This is a genomic window from Micromonospora sp. WMMD754 (genome assembly GCF_049315235.1).
GTDB lineage: Bacteria > Actinomycetota > Actinomycetes > Mycobacteriales > Micromonosporaceae > Micromonospora > Micromonospora sediminicola.
This window is the reverse complement of sequence record NZ_CP186058.1, coordinates 2248296-2262521: the sequence shown is the minus strand read 5'-3', so window position 1 is coordinate 2262521 and position 14226 is coordinate 2248296. Positions and strand designations below refer to the sequence as shown.

The 14226-nt window shown below is 75.2% G+C and carries 16 protein-coding genes; 12 read left to right on the top strand and 4 right to left on the bottom strand.

Translation table 11 applies throughout. The features are described 5' to 3' along the window. The first annotated feature begins 9 nt into the window (after positions 1-9). The 5 genes from ACN27B_RS10970 to ACN27B_RS10950 are packed head-to-tail and all read left to right on the top strand — an operon-like array spanning position 10 to position 2630. Positions 10-219, top strand: coding sequence for a hypothetical protein (locus ACN27B_RS10970; protein ID WP_091565586.1), 210 nt, complete (start codon positions 10-12; stop codon positions 217-219). Then, complete coding sequence (locus tag ACN27B_RS10965; protein ID WP_422744779.1) at positions 219-707, top strand: TadE family protein; 489 nt, start codon at positions 219-221, stop codon at positions 705-707. Before ACN27B_RS10970 ends, ACN27B_RS10965 begins: the two co-directional genes overlap by 1 nt. Further along, complete coding sequence (locus ACN27B_RS10960; protein WP_422744777.1) at positions 704-1174, top strand: TadE/TadG family type IV pilus assembly protein; 471 nt, start codon at positions 704-706, stop codon at positions 1172-1174. The genes ACN27B_RS10965 and ACN27B_RS10960 overlap by 4 nt, the downstream gene beginning before the upstream one ends. Beyond that, positions 1171-1605 carry a pilus assembly protein TadG-related protein gene (locus tag ACN27B_RS10955; protein ID WP_422744775.1) on the top strand — a complete coding sequence of 145 codons (435 nt, stop codon included), beginning with the start codon at positions 1171-1173 and terminating at the stop codon, positions 1603-1605. Before ACN27B_RS10960 ends, ACN27B_RS10955 begins: the two co-directional genes overlap by 4 nt. A 14-nt stretch (positions 1606-1619) precedes the next feature. Then, positions 1620-2630, top strand: a complete 1011-nt coding sequence (locus ACN27B_RS10950; protein ID WP_099163031.1) for a LysM peptidoglycan-binding domain-containing protein — start codon at positions 1620-1622, stop codon at positions 2628-2630. 6 nt (positions 2631-2636) lie between these two features. On the opposite strand, the gene ACN27B_RS10945 is transcribed toward ACN27B_RS10950, so the two are convergent. Then, a complete protein-coding gene (locus ACN27B_RS10945) occupies positions 2637-3488 on the bottom strand; it encodes a Rieske 2Fe-2S domain-containing protein (RefSeq protein ID WP_099163032.1) in 852 nt (283 codons plus the stop codon). Positions 3489-3573: 85 nt separating this feature from the next. On the opposite strand from ACN27B_RS10945, the gene ACN27B_RS10940 reads away from it, so the two are divergent. Together ACN27B_RS10940 and ACN27B_RS10935 are read left to right on the top strand one after the other, a co-directional pair. Next, positions 3574-4134, top strand: coding sequence for a nitroreductase family deazaflavin-dependent oxidoreductase (locus ACN27B_RS10940; protein WP_422744772.1), 561 nt, complete (start codon positions 3574-3576; stop codon positions 4132-4134). Between the two features lie 85 nt (positions 4135-4219). Continuing rightward, positions 4220-4984, top strand: a complete 765-nt coding sequence (locus tag ACN27B_RS10935; protein ID WP_422744770.1) for a crotonase/enoyl-CoA hydratase family protein — start codon at positions 4220-4222, stop codon at positions 4982-4984. A 4-nt stretch (positions 4985-4988) separates the two neighbouring features. On the opposite strand, the gene ACN27B_RS10930 is transcribed toward ACN27B_RS10935, so the two are convergent. Beyond that, a complete protein-coding gene (locus tag ACN27B_RS10930) occupies positions 4989-6473 on the bottom strand; it encodes a dihydrolipoyl dehydrogenase family protein (protein ID WP_422744768.1) in 1485 nt (494 codons plus the stop codon). Positions 6474-6565: 92 nt separating this feature from the next. Here ACN27B_RS10930 and ACN27B_RS10925 point away from each other — a divergent pair, with 92 nt between their 5' ends. Further along, positions 6566-7666: a serine hydrolase domain-containing protein gene (locus ACN27B_RS10925; protein ID WP_422744766.1), complete on the top strand. Its 1101-nt coding sequence runs from the start codon at positions 6566-6568 to the stop codon at positions 7664-7666. Between the two features lie 13 nt (positions 7667-7679). Here ACN27B_RS10925 and ACN27B_RS10920 read toward each other — a convergent pair whose 3' ends face one another. Both ACN27B_RS10920 and ACN27B_RS10915 read right to left on the bottom strand, forming a co-directional pair. Beyond that, positions 7680-9002 carry a cryptochrome/photolyase family protein gene (locus ACN27B_RS10920; RefSeq protein ID WP_099163038.1) on the bottom strand — a complete coding sequence of 441 codons (1323 nt, stop codon included), beginning with the start codon at positions 9000-9002 and terminating at the stop codon, positions 7680-7682. After that, positions 8999-9925, bottom strand: a complete 927-nt coding sequence (locus ACN27B_RS10915; protein WP_422744764.1) for a phytoene/squalene synthase family protein — start codon at positions 9923-9925, stop codon at positions 8999-9001. Before ACN27B_RS10915 ends, ACN27B_RS10920 begins: the two co-directional genes overlap by 4 nt. A 65-nt stretch (positions 9926-9990) precedes the next feature. Between ACN27B_RS10915 and ACN27B_RS10910 the strand changes: the two genes are divergently transcribed. Genes ACN27B_RS10910 through ACN27B_RS10895 form a run of 4 tightly spaced genes read left to right on the top strand, consistent with a single transcriptional unit; the run spans position 9991 to position 14186 of the window. After that, positions 9991-11145: a polyprenyl synthetase family protein gene (locus ACN27B_RS10910; protein WP_099163040.1), complete on the top strand. Its 1155-nt coding sequence runs from the start codon at positions 9991-9993 to the stop codon at positions 11143-11145. A gap of 35 nt (positions 11146-11180) precedes the next feature. Beyond that, positions 11181-12659, top strand: a complete 1479-nt coding sequence (gene crtI / locus ACN27B_RS10905; RefSeq protein ID WP_422744761.1) for a phytoene desaturase family protein — start codon at positions 11181-11183, stop codon at positions 12657-12659. Continuing rightward, positions 12656-13249, top strand: a complete 594-nt coding sequence (gene idi / locus ACN27B_RS10900) for an isopentenyl-diphosphate Delta-isomerase (protein ID WP_422745906.1) — start codon at positions 12656-12658, stop codon at positions 13247-13249. The genes crtI and idi overlap by 4 nt, the downstream gene beginning before the upstream one ends. Next, positions 13239-14186 carry a MerR family transcriptional regulator gene (locus ACN27B_RS10895; protein WP_422744759.1) on the top strand — a complete coding sequence of 316 codons (948 nt, stop codon included), beginning with the start codon at positions 13239-13241 and terminating at the stop codon, positions 14184-14186. The genes idi and ACN27B_RS10895 overlap by 11 nt, the downstream gene beginning before the upstream one ends. Positions 14187-14226: the final 40 nt, after the last annotated feature.

The following is a 14226-nucleotide window of genomic DNA, read 5'->3' as shown; positions in this document are numbered from 1 at the left end:
GAGAACACGATGCACCTCTACGCCTACCTGTACGCGACGGTGAGCACCCGCCTCGCCGAGCTGCGCCGGGACTCCGAGCGCGGCGACAGCCCGGTGCCGACCGCCGTGATCATCTTCGGGCTGGTCGCGGTGGCCATGGCGGTCACCGGGCTCGCCCTGGCCAAGGCGAACAACTGGATGAACGCCATCCCGAACAACACGGCGCCGAAGGCACCGTGATGCCCCGCCCCGCCCGTACGGTCCGGAGCCGGCCGGCACCCGCCGGCCGGCCCGCCGGCCCGCGCGGTCCGGGGCGGATCGCCGCCGCCCTGCGCGCCCGCCTCGACGCGGGCGGGCGTGAGCGGGGCGCCAACCCGGTCGAGCTGGCGGTGATGATGCCGGTGATCCTGGTGCTGCTCTTCGGCTCGATCCAGGTCGCCGTCTGGTTCGTCGCCCGGTCCACCGCGCTCAACGCGGCCCAGACCGGGGTCAACGCCCAGCGCACGTTCGACGCCGCGCCGGACGCCGGCCGGGACCGGGCCACCAACTTCCTCCGCCGCTCCGGGGACTGGCTGGTCGGTTGGGAGAGGACCGGGCCGACCTGCGCCGAGATCGGCGACGGCGTCACCTGCACGGTGCGGGGCCGCTCCCTGTCGGTCATCCCGGGGGTCTCCTTCGAGGTCACGCAGACCGCGCACGGCCCCGCCGAACGCTGGACCGCGGGGTGAGGCCGGTGCCACGGGACCGGGGATCCGTCTCGATCGAGGTGGCGGTGCTGGCCCCCGCCTTCATCGGGCTGATGGTGCTCGCCGGGGTCGCCGGGCGGACGGCCGTCGCCGACGAGGCGGTGGAGTCAGCCGCGCACGACGCCGCCCGGGCCGCCTCGCTGGCCCGCACCGCGGACGACGGCGAGGAGGCCGCCGAGAACGCGGCCCGCACCCAGCTCGACTGGTCCGGCCTGCGCTGCACGGCGCCGCCCCGGCTCGACCTGGCCGGTTCGGTGGCCGGGAAGCCGACCAGCTTCGCCGCCGCGTACCGTAGCGCGCCCGGCGTGCCGGCGACCGTCACGGTGACGGTGACCTGCACCGTGTCCTTCGACGACCTGAGCGCGCCGGGGCTGCCCGGGGTGCCGGGCGGCAAGACCGTCGCGGCGAGCTTCACCTCGCCGCTGGACACCTACCGGAGCCGCGGATGACCGGGCGACGCGGGGCGGAGAGCGGCCGGGTGAGTCTCTTCCTGGCCGTGGCGATGACCGGCGTGCTCGCCGTCATCGGTCTCGCCTACGACGGCGCCGGGCAGCTGCGCACCCTGCAACGGGCGGACAACCTGGCCGCCGAGGCGGCCCGCAGCGGCGGCCAGATGATCGACCGCGCGGGCGCCATCGAGGGCGGTCCGACCCGGATCGACCAGGTCGCCGCCCGCGGGGCCGTCGCCGACTACCTCGCCGCCGCCGGCGGGGTGGGCGGTCACGAGGTCGACTTCCCCGTGGTCGGCGCCGAGACCCAGATCCGGGTACGCGTGCGGATCACCTACCGCCGGGACCTGCTCGGTCTCTTCGGCGCGCCGCAGACCGCCACCGTCACCGGTGAGGCCACCGCTCGGACGCTCACCGCGCCACCACCGTAGGAAGGAAGGCCACCATGGGTGCACCCCGACGCTCCGCCGTCCACCGCACCGGCCAGGTCCTCACCGGCCTCGGCGCCCTCGTCGTGCTCGTCGGGGTGCTGGCCGGCGGGCCGGTCGCGCTGCTGGCCTTCGCCGGCAACCCGCTCCCCGACCATCTGCCCACCCTGGCCGAGGTGGGTACGGCGTTGACCAGCCGCGACGACGGGCAGCTGTTCCTGCGGGCGCTGGCCGTGGTGGGCTGGTTCGGCTGGGCCACGTTCGCGTTCTCCGTCCTGGTGGAGCTGTCCGCGTCGGCGTTGCGCCGGCCCGCGCCGAAGCTGCCCGGCATGCACCGCCAGCAGCGGGCCGCCGCCGCGCTGGTGGGCTCGGTGGCGCTGATCCTGGCCGCGAGCCCGGCCGCGGCGAGCGCCGCCGCGCTGTCCGCACCGCAGGCCGTGGCCGCCGCCCCGGCCGCCACCGTGACGCAGGCCGCGGCACCGGCGCGGACCGCCTCGGTGACCACCGACCCGGCGGTGTACCGGGTCGCGAAGGGCGACTACCTGGGTGAGGTGGCCGACCGCTATCTGGACGACTTCGACCGCTATCGGGAGTTGGCCCGGCTGAACCGGCTCGCCGACCCGGACCGGATCCGTCCCGGCCAGCTCATCCGGCTGCCCGAGGGCGCGGTGGACTCCGGCGCCCAGCGGCACGCGAACGGCCGCCTGGTGGTGACGTCGGCGCAGCCGGCGCCCGCGAAGCCGGGTGGGGGTGGCGCGTCGTCGACGGCGTCGAAGCCGAAGCCCGCGCCGCAAACCACGACCCGGGACACCACGCCGACCGTGGCGGCACCGGACGGGCAGCCGCCGGCCATGTCGGCGGGGGCGTCCCGGGCGACGGCCGAGGAGGGCATCAACCGACCGCTGGCCATCTCGGCGGTGCTGGCGGTGGCGAGCATCGTGGGCGCGCAGATCGGCGCGGTCCTCGGCCTGCGCCGGCGGCCGGTCCCCGCCCGTGCGCTCGGCAGCGGTCGGCACCGCCGGGACTGACCCGGGTCAGGGCAGCCGGGCCTCGACCCGGCCGGAGACCACGCGGGTGGGGAGCACGACCTGGTCGTTGGCGGCCGGGCCGTGCACCACCTCGCCGCCGTTGAGCCGGAACGCGCTGCCGTGCCACGGGCAGACCACGCAGGCGTGGCCGTCGATCTGCTGCACCTCGCCCTCACCGAGCGGGCCGCTCTGGTGCGGGCAGCGCTCCAGCATCACGGTGACGTCGTCGCCGTGCCGGTAGAGGATCACCGAGACGTCGTCGATCTCCCGGGTGACCAGCTCCCGCTGCGGCAGGCTGCCCAGGTCGCCCACGGCGTGCCAGCCGTCGCTGATCAGGTGCATCTCGGAGACGCTCTGGCTGACCTGGGCGCCCTGCTTGTAGGCCAGGTGCCCGCCCAGGTACGCCCCGCCGCTCGCCGCGGACAGGCCCAGGTAGGCCAGCGCCCGGCCGAGGCCGTGCCGCCCGTTCAGCCGGGCCGCGAGCGAGCCGGCGTAGAGGGTCAGGCCGACGATGTTCGCCCCCGCGTGCACCAGCCCGATCCGGCGTTGGTCCCGGGAGAGGGAGGCCCAGTCGTTCCATCCGGCGACCGCGGCGGGCAGGGCGCTGACCGTGCCGAGCCCGACCAGGGCGGTGGCGGCCCGACGCTGGCCGGGCAGCAGGTCCACCACGGCGGCGGAGATCCACGCGCCGACCGGGACCTGCACCATCGCCGGGTGCAGCGGGTGCCCCAGCCAGACGCCGTGCAGCGCGTCCCGGACCCGTTGCGAGCGCAGCGTCCCCTGGACGGCGCGTTGCAGGCGGTCACCCACCCGGTCGAGTCCGGAGGCCTGTTCGAGCTTCGTCATCAGTTCGCGCACGTGTTCCGACTTCCCGGCCGGAGGGCCCCCAAACCGGACGGCCGGGAAATCCCTCGCAGGTGGGCCGGGGCGTACCGTCGGAGGCATGGCACGCCGTCGCATCCCCCGCTGGCTCGCCCGCGCCCCCATTCCGCTCTACCGCCACGGCCTCGGCCGGCTGCTCGGCGGCCGGCTGATGATGCTGGAGCACCGGGGCCGCCGCTCCGGACTGCCCCGCCACGTGGTGCTGGAAGTGGTCGACCGGGAGCCGGGCGCGCTCTTCCTCGCCTCCGGCTACGGCCGGGGGTCGCAGTGGTTCCGCAACGTCTCCGCAGATCCGGCGGTGCGGGTGTGGAACGGCCCGGACCGGGGCGTGCCGGCGCGGGCGACCGTGCTGGCCGGCGAGGAGGTACGGCAGCGGCTCGCGCGCTACCGGCAGCGGCACCGGCGGGCAGCCGCGGCGTTGGGCCGTGCCCTGGGCATCCCCGAGCTGACCGGCGACGGCCCGCTGCCGGCCGACGTGGACGCCCGCCTCCCCCTGGTCCGCCTGGACCTGCGGGATGGCACCGCTCGCCCGCGCCGCGCCCGAGCTCTGGCCGAACTGGCTGAACGCGGGCGGGCCGGTGACTTCGACGAGTTGCTCGACAAGCGCAACTACCGTTCGTGAAGGTTGGGTGAGATGCCCCGACCGGATCTCCGAACGCGGCTTGTGTGCGCTGGCCCCCGGGCGACGTCGGGGGCATGCTGACCCCATGGGTGTACGCGTCGAGCACGCCGACGGCGTGACCACGGTGATCCTGGACCGGCCGGAGGCCCGTAACGCCGTGGACGGGCCGACCGCCCGGGCCCTGGCCGACGCGTTCCGCGCCTTCGACGCCGATCCGGACGCGTCGGTGGCCGTGCTCTGGGGCGCGGGCGGCACGTTCTGCTCCGGCGCCGACCTCAAGGCGATCGGCACCCCGCGCGGCAACTGGGTCGAGGCCGAGGGCGACGGGCCGATGGGCCCGACCCGGATGCGGCTGTCCAAGCCGGTGATCGCCGCGATCTCCGGGTACGCGGTGGCCGGCGGCCTGGAGCTGGCGCTCTGGTGCGACCTGCGGGTCGCCGAGTCGGACGCGACGCTGGGCGTGTTCTGCCGGCGGTGGGGCGTACCGCTGATCGACGGCGGGACGGTGCGGCTGCCCCGGCTGATCGGGGAGAGCCGCGCGATGGATCTGATCCTCACCGGCCGCCCGGTGCCCGCCGACGAGGCGTACGCGATGGGGTTGGTGAACCGGCTGGTCGCGCCCGGTGCGGCGCGGGCGGAGGCCGAGCGGCTGGCGGCCGGGATCGCCCGGCATCCGCAGACCTGCCTGCGCAACGACCGGGCGGCGCTGCTCGCCGGCGCCGCCCGGCCCGAGCCGGAGGCGCTCGCCACCGAGTTGGCCTACGGCATGGAGTCGCTGGCGGTGGACGGGGGGCAGGGCGCCGGCCGGTTCGCCGCCGGGGCCGGCCGGCACGGCGCGCCGGCCGGCTGAGGCGTCACTTCAGGTTGCGCAGCGCGTCCTCGACGGCCCGGTGGAACGTCGGGTACGCGTAGATCATGTGCCGGAGCTGGCTGATCGGCACCGCCGCGTGCACGGCCACCACCAGCGCGGAGAGCACCTCGCCGCCGGTCGGGCCGGCCGAGGTGGCGCCCACCAGCACGCCCTGGTCGGCGTCGGCGACCAGTTTGATGAAGCCGGCGTTGCCGGTCTTGTGGATCCAGCCGCGGGCCGACGAGGTCAGGTCGGTGTAGCCGACCTGGACGTTGACGCCGCGCTCGCGGGCCTGCTGCTCGGTGAGGCCGACCGCGCCCACCTCCGGGTCGGTGAAGGTGACCCGGGGCAGCGCCCGGTAGTCGGCGACCGGGACGCTGCCCGGCGCGACCGTCGAGCCGCCCGCGCTCATCGCGCCGCCGACCGCGCTGACCACCCCGGCCGCGCCGCCGACCACGCTGGCGGTGCCGCTGGCGTCCGGGCCGCCCTTGGCGCGCCGCATGTGGTCGAGCACGTCCGCCACCACGATGCCGGCCTGGTACATGGCGATGTGGGTGAACGCGCCCTCGCCGGTGAGGTCGCCGACCGCCCAGATTCCCTCGGTGACGTGCATCCGGTCGTCGACCGGCAGGTAGCGCTGCCCGGCGTCGACGCCGACCGTGTCCAGGCCCAGCTCCTCCAGGTGGGCCTTGCGGCCGGTCACCACGAGCAGCTTCTCGCCGGTGAACGTGGCGTCGTCGGCGTGCACGGTGAACGCGCCGCCGTCGTGGCTGACCCGGCCCGCCTTGACCCCGGTGTGGATCTCCACTCCGTCGGCGCGCAGCGCCTCGGCGGCGAGCGCGGACGCCTCCGGCTCCTCGACGGCGAGCACCCGGTCGGCCGCCTCGACGACCGTCACCCGGACGCCGAACCGGGCGAACACCTGGGCCAGTTCCAGCCCGATCGCGCCACCGCCGAGCACCAGCAGCGACGCGGGCAGTTCCTCCACCTCGATGGCCTGGTGGTTGGTCCAGTAGGGGGTGTCGGCGAGCCCGTCGATCGGCGGGACCGACGGGCGGGTGCCGGTGCCGAGGACCACGCCGTACCGCGCCTGGAACACCTGGTCGCCGACGCGGATCCGGTTCGGGCCGTCGAGCCGGCCGCTGCCCCGGAGGAACCGGCCGCCCTTGCCGGTGAACCGGTCCACCGCCGCCGTGTCGTCCCAGGTGTCGGTGGCCTCCTCGCGGATCCGCTTCGCCACCGGCGCCCAGTCGGGTCGCACCTGGGCGGAGCCGGCCAGCTCGTTCACCCGGTGCGCCTCGGCCAGCGCGTTGGCCGCCCGGATCATCATCTTGCTCGGCACGCACCCCCAGTAGGGGCACTCGCCGCCGACCAGGTCCCGTTCGACGCCGACCACGGTGAGGCCGGCCTCGGCGAGCCGCCCGGCCACCTCCTCGCCGCCGACCCCGAGCCCGACCACGACCACGTCCACCAGTTCCGGCTCCGCCATTCCGCCAGCATTCCGCACCGCCGCGCCGCCGGCCACCGGACCCGGCCGGAATTCCCGTGCCGGTCACGATCGGGACGGCCTACCGTGGCCGGATGCACGCGCGCTTCGCCCCGGTCCGGGACTGCTTCCACGACCTCTTCGCCGCCGGCCGGGAGACCGGTGCCGCGCTGACCGTGTGGCACGACGGCGTACCGGTGATCGAGCTGGTGGGCGGCACCTCGGCGGCGGTCCCGCCGGGCGTGGTGGTGCCGGCCGTCGGCGCGGACCGGCCGTGGCGGCCGGACACGCTCGTCGACGTCTACTCGGTGGGCAAGCCGGTGGTGGCGCTCTGCCTGCTGCTGCTGGTCGACCGGGGGCGGGTGGATCTGGACGCGCCGGTGGCCGCGTACTGGCCGGGGTTCCGCGCCCCGGCGACCGTACGGCAGGTGCTCGCCCACACCGCCGGGCTGCCCGCCTTCCCGGTGCCCCGGCCCGCCGCCGCGATCACCGACTGGGACCTGCTCTGCGCCGACCTGGCCGCCGCCGAACCCGAGTGGACGCCGGGCTCCGTCGCGGGCGAGCACGCCTGGACGTACGGGCACCTGGTGGGTGAGGTGGTCCGCCGGGTCGACGGGCGGGCGGTGGGCCGTTTCCTGGCCGAGGAGATCGCCGGTCCGTGGCGGCTGGACCTGGCTTTCGGCCTGGGACCGGCGGACCGGCGGCGCTGCGCCGACCTGTCCTACGGCGACCCCGGCTGGCCGGACCTGGTCCGCGGCGAGCCGGGTTCGCTGCGCGCCCGCGCGCTGGACAACCCGCCGGGCGGGCGGGACGTCGCCGTGGTGAACGGCGACCGCTGGCGGGCCGCCGAGATCCCGGCGGTGAACCTGCACGCCACCGCGTCCGCGCTGGCCCGGCTCTACGCCGGGCTGCTGGCCGGCGGCACCCTCGACGGGGTACGCCTGTTCGGCCCGGATCTGGTCGCCGAGGCGACCCGGGTGCAGTACGCCGGCCCGGACCTGGTGCTGGACCGGACGGCGCACTGGACGCTCGGCATGCAGTGGGAGCCGGACGGCAGCTGGGGCATGGGTGGGATCGGCGGCAGCAGCGCCTGGGCGGACCCGGAGCGGGGTTACACCTTCGCGTACGTGACGGCGCGGCTGGCCGACCACGACCGGGTGGACGAGCTGGTCGAGGCGTTGCACTCCTGCCTCTGACCCGTCGCCCGCGTCAGCGCAACCAGACCGGGTCGGCGCCGGGCACCTCCAGCGGCGGCGGATAGTCGAGCGCCCGGCGCGTCTCGTCGGGCAGCCGCCACGGCTGGTGCACCGCCTTGCCCGGCACCGACTCCAGCTCCGGGACCCAGCGCCGCACGTACGCGCCGTCGGGGTCGTAGCGTTCGGCCTGCCGCACCGGGTTGAAGCCGCGGTACGGCCGGGTGTCGTTGCCGGTGCCGGCCACCCACTGCCAGTTGCCCGAGTTGTTGACCCGGTCGCCGTCGAGCAGCCAGCGGAAGAAGACCTCCAGGCCGGGCCGCCAGTCCAGCCCGAGGTGCTTGGTCAGGTAGCCGGCGGTGATGAGCCGGGCCCGGTTGTGCATCCAGCCCTCGGCGCGCAGTTGCCGCATGCCGGCGTCGACGATCGGCATGCCGGTCCGCCCCTCGGTCCAGGCCTCCAGCGCGTGCGGGTCGTCGCGCCAGTCCTCCCGGGCGCCCCGCCGGTAGGCGGTGGTGGACAGGTCGGGGAAGCCGGCGACGACCTGGTGGTAGAAGTCGCGCCAGCAGAGCTGCCGGACGAACGGCCCGTCGCGGTCGCCGGCCCGGTTGGCCACCGCCAGCGGCGAGACGCAACCCCACCGGAGGTACGGGCTGAGCCGGGAGGTGTCGTCACCGGCCATGTCGTCGTGGATGTCGTCGTACCGGTCGAGGGTGGGCAGCCACGTCGTGAGGCGGCGCCGGGCGACGCTCTCCCCGCCCTCGGCGGCGTCCGGGCTGTCGCCCTTCGGTGGGTCGGGCAGCCGGCCCGGGTCGACGCCCTCGGGCAGCCGGATCCGCTTCGGCGCGGCCAGCTCCTCCCGGAGCCGCACACCCTGCCAGGCCCGGAAGTAGGGGCTGAACACCCGGTAGTGGTCGCCGCCGGCGGGCCGCAGCGCGCCCGGCTCGACGATGGTCAGGCCGGGGAAGAGCCGCAGGAACATCCGGTGTCGGTCGCACTCGGCGCGCAGGCGGCGTTCCCGGCGGTGGGCGTGGCAGCTGACGTCGGCGGAGAGCCCGATCCCCTCGGCACCCACCTTGCGGGCCAGCTTCACGGTCTCGGCCACCGGGTCGCCGCGCCGGACCACCAGGTCGCCGCCGCGCTTGCGGAGCGCCTCGCGCAGGTCGGCGAGGCTCTGGTGGAGGAACCGGGTCCGGTTCGGGGAGAGCTTCTGCAGCGCCGGGTCGAGCACGTAGAGCGGCACCACCCGGTCGAACGCCGAGACGGCGGCGGCCAGCGCCGGGTGGTCGTGCACCCGCAGGTCGCGGGTGAACAGCACGACCGCCGTACGCTCGGTCATCCGGCCAGGGCCGGCTGGAGCGCCGGGCCGGGCACCCGCACCGGCGTGCCGGCCGGGGTGAGCAGCGCCCGGGCGGCCACCGACATCCGCCGGCGCTGCGGCACCAGGGCCCGCCGGACGAAGACGTCGAAACCCTGTCCGGCCACCTCGTCGAGGATCCCGCCGTAGAGCGCGTACGCCGTGCGCATGCACGCCTGCGAAGCGGGGTTGAGCAGCGGGATGCCGGGCGCGGCGGCGAGGTAGTGCGCCTGGGCGCGGGTCACCTCGTACTCGATCAGTTCGCGGATCCGGGGCGTGGTGCGTCCGGCGGCCTTGGCGGCGAGCAGGTCGTCGCGGGTGACGTCGAACTTGGCCAGGTCCTCGTCGGGCAGGTAGGTCCGACCCCGGTCGAGGTCCTCGGCGACGTCCCTGATGAAGTTGGTGAGCTGGAACGCGAAGCCGAGCTGGCGGGCGGGCTCGCGGGCGGCGGCCGGGTCGGAGCTGCCCAGGATCGGCAACATCATGGTGCCGATGACGGCGGCCGAGCCCTCCATGTAGTCGAGCAGGTCGTCGTAGGTCGGGTACGACATGACCGTCAGGTCCATCGCCATGCTGCGCAGAAACGACGCGAAGTCGTCGCGGTCCAGGTCGAAGACGGCGATGGTGTGCAGCACCGCCGGCAGCAGCGGATCGTCGACCGACGCACCGTGCAGGCCGGCGACGAACCGGTCCGACCACTCGCGCAGCCGGGCGGCCCGCTCGGCCGGCGGCAGGTCCTCGGTGCGGTCGACGATCTCGTCCGCGTAGCGGGTGAATCCGTACAACGCGTGCACATGCCGTCGTTTCCAAGCGGGGAGCAGCCGGGTGGCGAGATAGTAGGTACGGCCGTGACGCCGGTGCAGCTCGCGGCAACGGTCATAGGCAGCGGTGAGATCGGTGTCCACCGGCCCTCCTCGGTTTTCGACGCAGCAATCGACGCAACTCGTAACCCTAGGGTACGCTCCCCCACATGGCCAACGACGCAGTTGCGGGTAATGCGCTCCGCGTCGCGCCGGCACAGCCGGAAGCGACGGACGATCCGGTCCGCGGCGTACTGGCCGCGTTCACGAAAGACCTGGTCAAGGGGGTTGACGACACCCTGGCGGGGTTCCTGGCCACCGAGGTCGACTCACTCACCGAGATCGACGCAGCGATGGGTGGCTTCGCCGCGACGGCACGCGACGCCGTGCTGGCCGGCGGCAAGCGGGTCCGCCCGACGTTCGCGTACTGGGGCTGGCGCGGGGTGATCGGCGGCGAGGCGGCGGTGCAGGACGTGCTGCCCGCCCTGTCCGCGCTGGAACTGCTGCACACGTTCGCGCTGGTGCACGACGACGTGATGGACGCCTCCGACACCCGGCGCGGCCTGCCCACCGCGCACCGGGCCGCCGCCGCGCGACACCGGGCCGCCGGGCACGCCGGCGACCCCGACCGCTACGGCGAGGCGGTCGCCGTGCTCATCGGTGACCTCTGCATGGTCTGGGCCGACCGGTTGATGGCGCACGCCGCCGTGCCGGCGGACCGGCTGCTCGACGTGCGTCGCTGCTACGACCAGATGCGGGTGGAGACGGTCGCCGGGCAGTTCCTCGACATACTGGGCGAGCACGACGCGGCCAACTGGTCGGTCGACCGGGCGCTGCGGGTGGCCCGCTACAAGACCGCCAGCTACACCGTCCAGCGTCCGCTGCTCTTCGGCGCCTGCCTGGCCGGCGCCGACGCGGACGGTCCGCTGATCGCCGCGTACACCCGCTACGGGCTGGCCGTCGGCGAGGCGTTCCAGCTCCGCGACGACCTGCTCGGCGTCTACGGCGACCCGGAGACCACCGGCAAGCCGGCCGGGGACGACCTGCGTACCGGCAAGCCGACCGCGCTGCTGATGCTGGCCCGGCAGCTCGCCGACCCGACCCAGCGCCGGGCCCTGGACCGGGCCGGCACGGTCACCGGCGACCGCGAGGTGGCCCGGCTGGCCGACCTGGTCCGGGACACCGGGGCCGCCACCCGGGTGGAACGGATGATCTCCGAGCGGGTCGCCGAGGCGTTGGCCGCGCTCGACACCGCACCGATCGACGAGACGGCGCGCACCGCGCTGACCGGCCTCGCCACCGCCGCCACCGCGCGGCGGTCCTGATGAGCACCTTCGTGAGCACGAGCAAGGGAGCCGGAATGCGCACCGTGAACGGACGGACCGACCGGGTGGTCGTGGTCGGGGCCGGGCTGGGTGGGCTGGCGTGCGCGCTGCACCTGGCCGGCAGCGGCCGGCAGGTGACCGTGCTGGAACGCGAGCCGGTGCCGGGCGGGCGCGCCGGCCGGCTCAGCGTCGACGGGTACGAGTTCGACACCGGCCCGACCGTCCTCACCATGCCCGACCTGATCGCCGAGGCGCTGGGCGCGGTCGGCGAGGAGCTGACCGACTGGCTCGACCTGACCCCGCTCGACCCGGCCTACCGCGCCTACTACCCGGACGGGTCGACGCTGGACGTCATCACCGACACCACCCGGATGGCCGCCGAGATCGCCAAGGTCTGCGGCCCCCGGGAGGCGGACGGCTACCTGCGCTTCGTCGACTACGCCCGCAACCTGTGGAAGTGGGAACGCGCCGACTTCATCGAGCGCAACCTCGACGCGCCGACCGACCTGCTCACCGGCAACCTGCTGAAGCTGTTCGCCAACGGCGCGTTCCGGCGACTCCAGACGAAGATCAACCAGTTCTTCCACGACCCGCGTACCCAGCGGATCTTCTCCTTCCAGGCGATGTACGCCGGGCTGTCGCCGCACGACGCGCTGGCCATCTACACGGTCATCGCGTACCTCGACTCGGTGGCCGGGGTGAGCTTCCCGCGCGGCGGTATCCACGCGGTCTCCCGGGGCATGGCCGGCGCGGCGGAGAAGCACGGCGTGCAGATCCGGTACGGCACCACGGTGAGCCGGGTGGAGACGGCACACGGCCGCGCCACCGGGGTGGTCACCTCCGACGGCGAGGTCGTGCCCGCCGACGTGGTGGTGCTCAACCCCGACCTGCCGGTCGCCTACCAGGAGCTGCTGCCCGAGAGCCGGCAGCGCAGGCTCACCTACTCGCCGTCGTGCGTGGTGCTGCACGTCGGTTCGAAGCAGGGCTATGGCAAGATCGCCCACCACAACATCCACTTCGGACGCGCCTGGAAGGGCACGTTCGACGAGGTGATCCGGCGAGGCGAGCTGATGACCGACCCGTCGCTGCTGGTGACGAATCCGAGCCGCACCGACCCGTCGGTGGCGCCGGCCGGCAAGCACACCTACTACGTGCTGGCCCCGGTGCCCAACCTCGACCGGGCGCCGTTCGACTGGTCCGGTGACCTCACCGACCGCTACGCCGGTCAGCTCGTGGCGACGCTGGAGGAGCGCGGCTACGTCGGTTTCGGCGACGGCATCGAGGTGCTGCACGCGGTCACCCCGGCCGACTGGGCGGCGCAGGGCATGGCCGCCGGCACCCCGTTCGCCGCCGCGCACAGCCTCTTCCAGACCGGCCCGTTCCGCCCGTCGAACCTGCACAGGACGCTGGGCAACGTGGTCTTCGTCGGCTCCGGCACCCAGCCCGGGGTGGGCGTGCCGATGGTGCTGATCAGCGGCAAGCTGGCCGCCGCGCGCATCACCGGGGACTCCTGATGGGCCGGGAGGAGCACCTGGTCGAGCTGGTGGACGACGGCGGCCGGGTGCTCGGCGAGACCACCGTGGCCGCCGCCCACCAGCCGCCCGGCCGGCTGCACCGGGCCTTCTCGGTGCTGCTGGTCGACCCGGACGGCCGGGTACTGCTCCAGCAGCGGGCCGCGGTCAAGACCCGGTTCCCGCTCCGCTGGGCCAACTCCTGCTGCGGGCACCCGCTGCCCGGCCAGTCGTTGGCCGACGCCGCCAACCGCCGGCTCGCCGAGGAACTCGGCCTCGGCCCGGTGGACCTCACCGAGGTGGGCGTCTACCTCTACTACGCCGAGGATCCGGCCACCGGCCGGGTCGAGTTCGAGTACGACCACGTGCTGCGCGCCGAGGTGCCCGCCGACCTGCCGACCCGGCCCGACCCCGACGAGGTGGCCGACCTGCGCTGGGTGGACCCGGTCGCGGTGCTGGCCGACCTCGACACCGACCCGCGGGCGTACGCCCCCTGGTTGGGCGGCGTGGTGAACCGGCTTCTGCACCCGGTCGGCGTGGCCCGGTCCGGCGCGCCGGCCGACGAGGCACCGGAGCGGTCGGGTGGCCGATGAGGCACTGAGCGCGGGGGCGGTCGCACGCCGGCTGGGCGTGGCGGTCACCACCCTGCGCACCTGGCACCAGCGCTACGGCCTCGGCCCGAGCGAACACGTGCCCGGCCACCACCGGCGCTACACGCCCGCCGACCTCGCCCGCCTGGAGATCATGCGACGGCTCACCGGGGAGGGCGTCGCGCCGGCCGAGGCGGCCCGCTGGGCCCGCCAGGCGCCGGCCGTGCTCCCACCGGACCGGCTCGGCCTGAAGGCCCGCACCTCCACGGTCCGCGACGGCGGCGGCACCACCATCCCGGTCGGACGGGCCGGGCCGGTCGCCCGCGGCCTGGCCCGGGCCGCCATGCGCCTGGACTCGCTGACCATCGGCCGCACCATCGGCGACTCGCTCGCCGCCGACGGCGTGGTGGCGACCTGGGAGGGCCTGCTGCGACCGGTGCTCGCCGGAATCGGGGAGCGGCACGCGGCCACGGCCGGGCTGATCGAGGTGGAGCACCTGATGTCCCGGTGCGTCTCCGAGGCGCTCGCCTCGGTGGCCCGGGCGCACCCGACCGTCGGGCCGCCCCGGATCCTGCTCTCCTGCGCGGACGAGGAGCAGCACTCGCTGCCGCTGGAGGCGCTGGCCGCCGCGCTGGCGGAGGCCGGCGTGAGTTACCGCATGCTCGGCGCCCGGGTGCCGGTGGCCGCCCTGGTCGAGGCGGTCAACCGGACCGGGCCGGCGGCCGTGGTGCTCTGGTCGCACACCCGGGCCACGGCCGGTCCGCACCAACTCGCCGCGCTGCTGGCGGTCCCGCGCCGGCCCCTGCTGGTGCTCGCCGCCGGGCCGGGGTGGCGGGCCGACTCGCTGCCGGCCGGGGTGGTCCGACCGGTGGATCTGGCCGAGGCGCTCTCGCTTGCCGTGGCGGTACGGGACTCGCTGGACCAGTCGGCGGCGGGCTGAGGGCCTTTCCGCTCCGGGGCGGCGTCCACTACGGTCGGAA

Coding starts and splice junctions, on each gene's coding strand:
- ACN27B_RS10940 (WP_422744772.1), top strand. CDS start 3,574: ATGGCACGCCGTCGCATCCCCCGCTGGCTCGCCCGCGCCCCCATTCCG.
- ACN27B_RS10920 (WP_099163038.1), bottom strand. CDS start 9,002: ATGACCGAGCGTACGGCGGTCGTGCTGTTCACCCGCGACCTGCGGGTG.
- ACN27B_RS10955 (WP_422744775.1), top strand. CDS start 1,171: ATGACCGGGCGACGCGGGGCGGAGAGCGGCCGGGTGAGTCTCTTCCTG.
- ACN27B_RS10965 (WP_422744779.1), top strand. CDS start 219: ATGCCCCGCCCCGCCCGTACGGTCCGGAGCCGGCCGGCACCCGCCGGC.
- ACN27B_RS10935 (WP_422744770.1), top strand. CDS start 4,220: ATGGGTGTACGCGTCGAGCACGCCGACGGCGTGACCACGGTGATCCTG.
- ACN27B_RS10925 (WP_422744766.1), top strand. CDS start 6,566: ATGCACGCGCGCTTCGCCCCGGTCCGGGACTGCTTCCACGACCTCTTC.
- ACN27B_RS10930 (WP_422744768.1), bottom strand. CDS start 6,473: ATGGCGGAGCCGGAACTGGTGGACGTGGTCGTGGTCGGGCTCGGGGTC.
- ACN27B_RS10950 (WP_099163031.1), top strand. CDS start 1,620: ATGGGTGCACCCCGACGCTCCGCCGTCCACCGCACCGGCCAGGTCCTC.
- ACN27B_RS10970 (WP_091565586.1), top strand. CDS start 10: ATGCACCTCTACGCCTACCTGTACGCGACGGTGAGCACCCGCCTCGCC.
- crtI (WP_422744761.1), top strand. CDS start 11,181: ATGCGCACCGTGAACGGACGGACCGACCGGGTGGTCGTGGTCGGGGCC.
- ACN27B_RS10910 (WP_099163040.1), top strand. CDS start 9,991: ATGGCCAACGACGCAGTTGCGGGTAATGCGCTCCGCGTCGCGCCGGCA.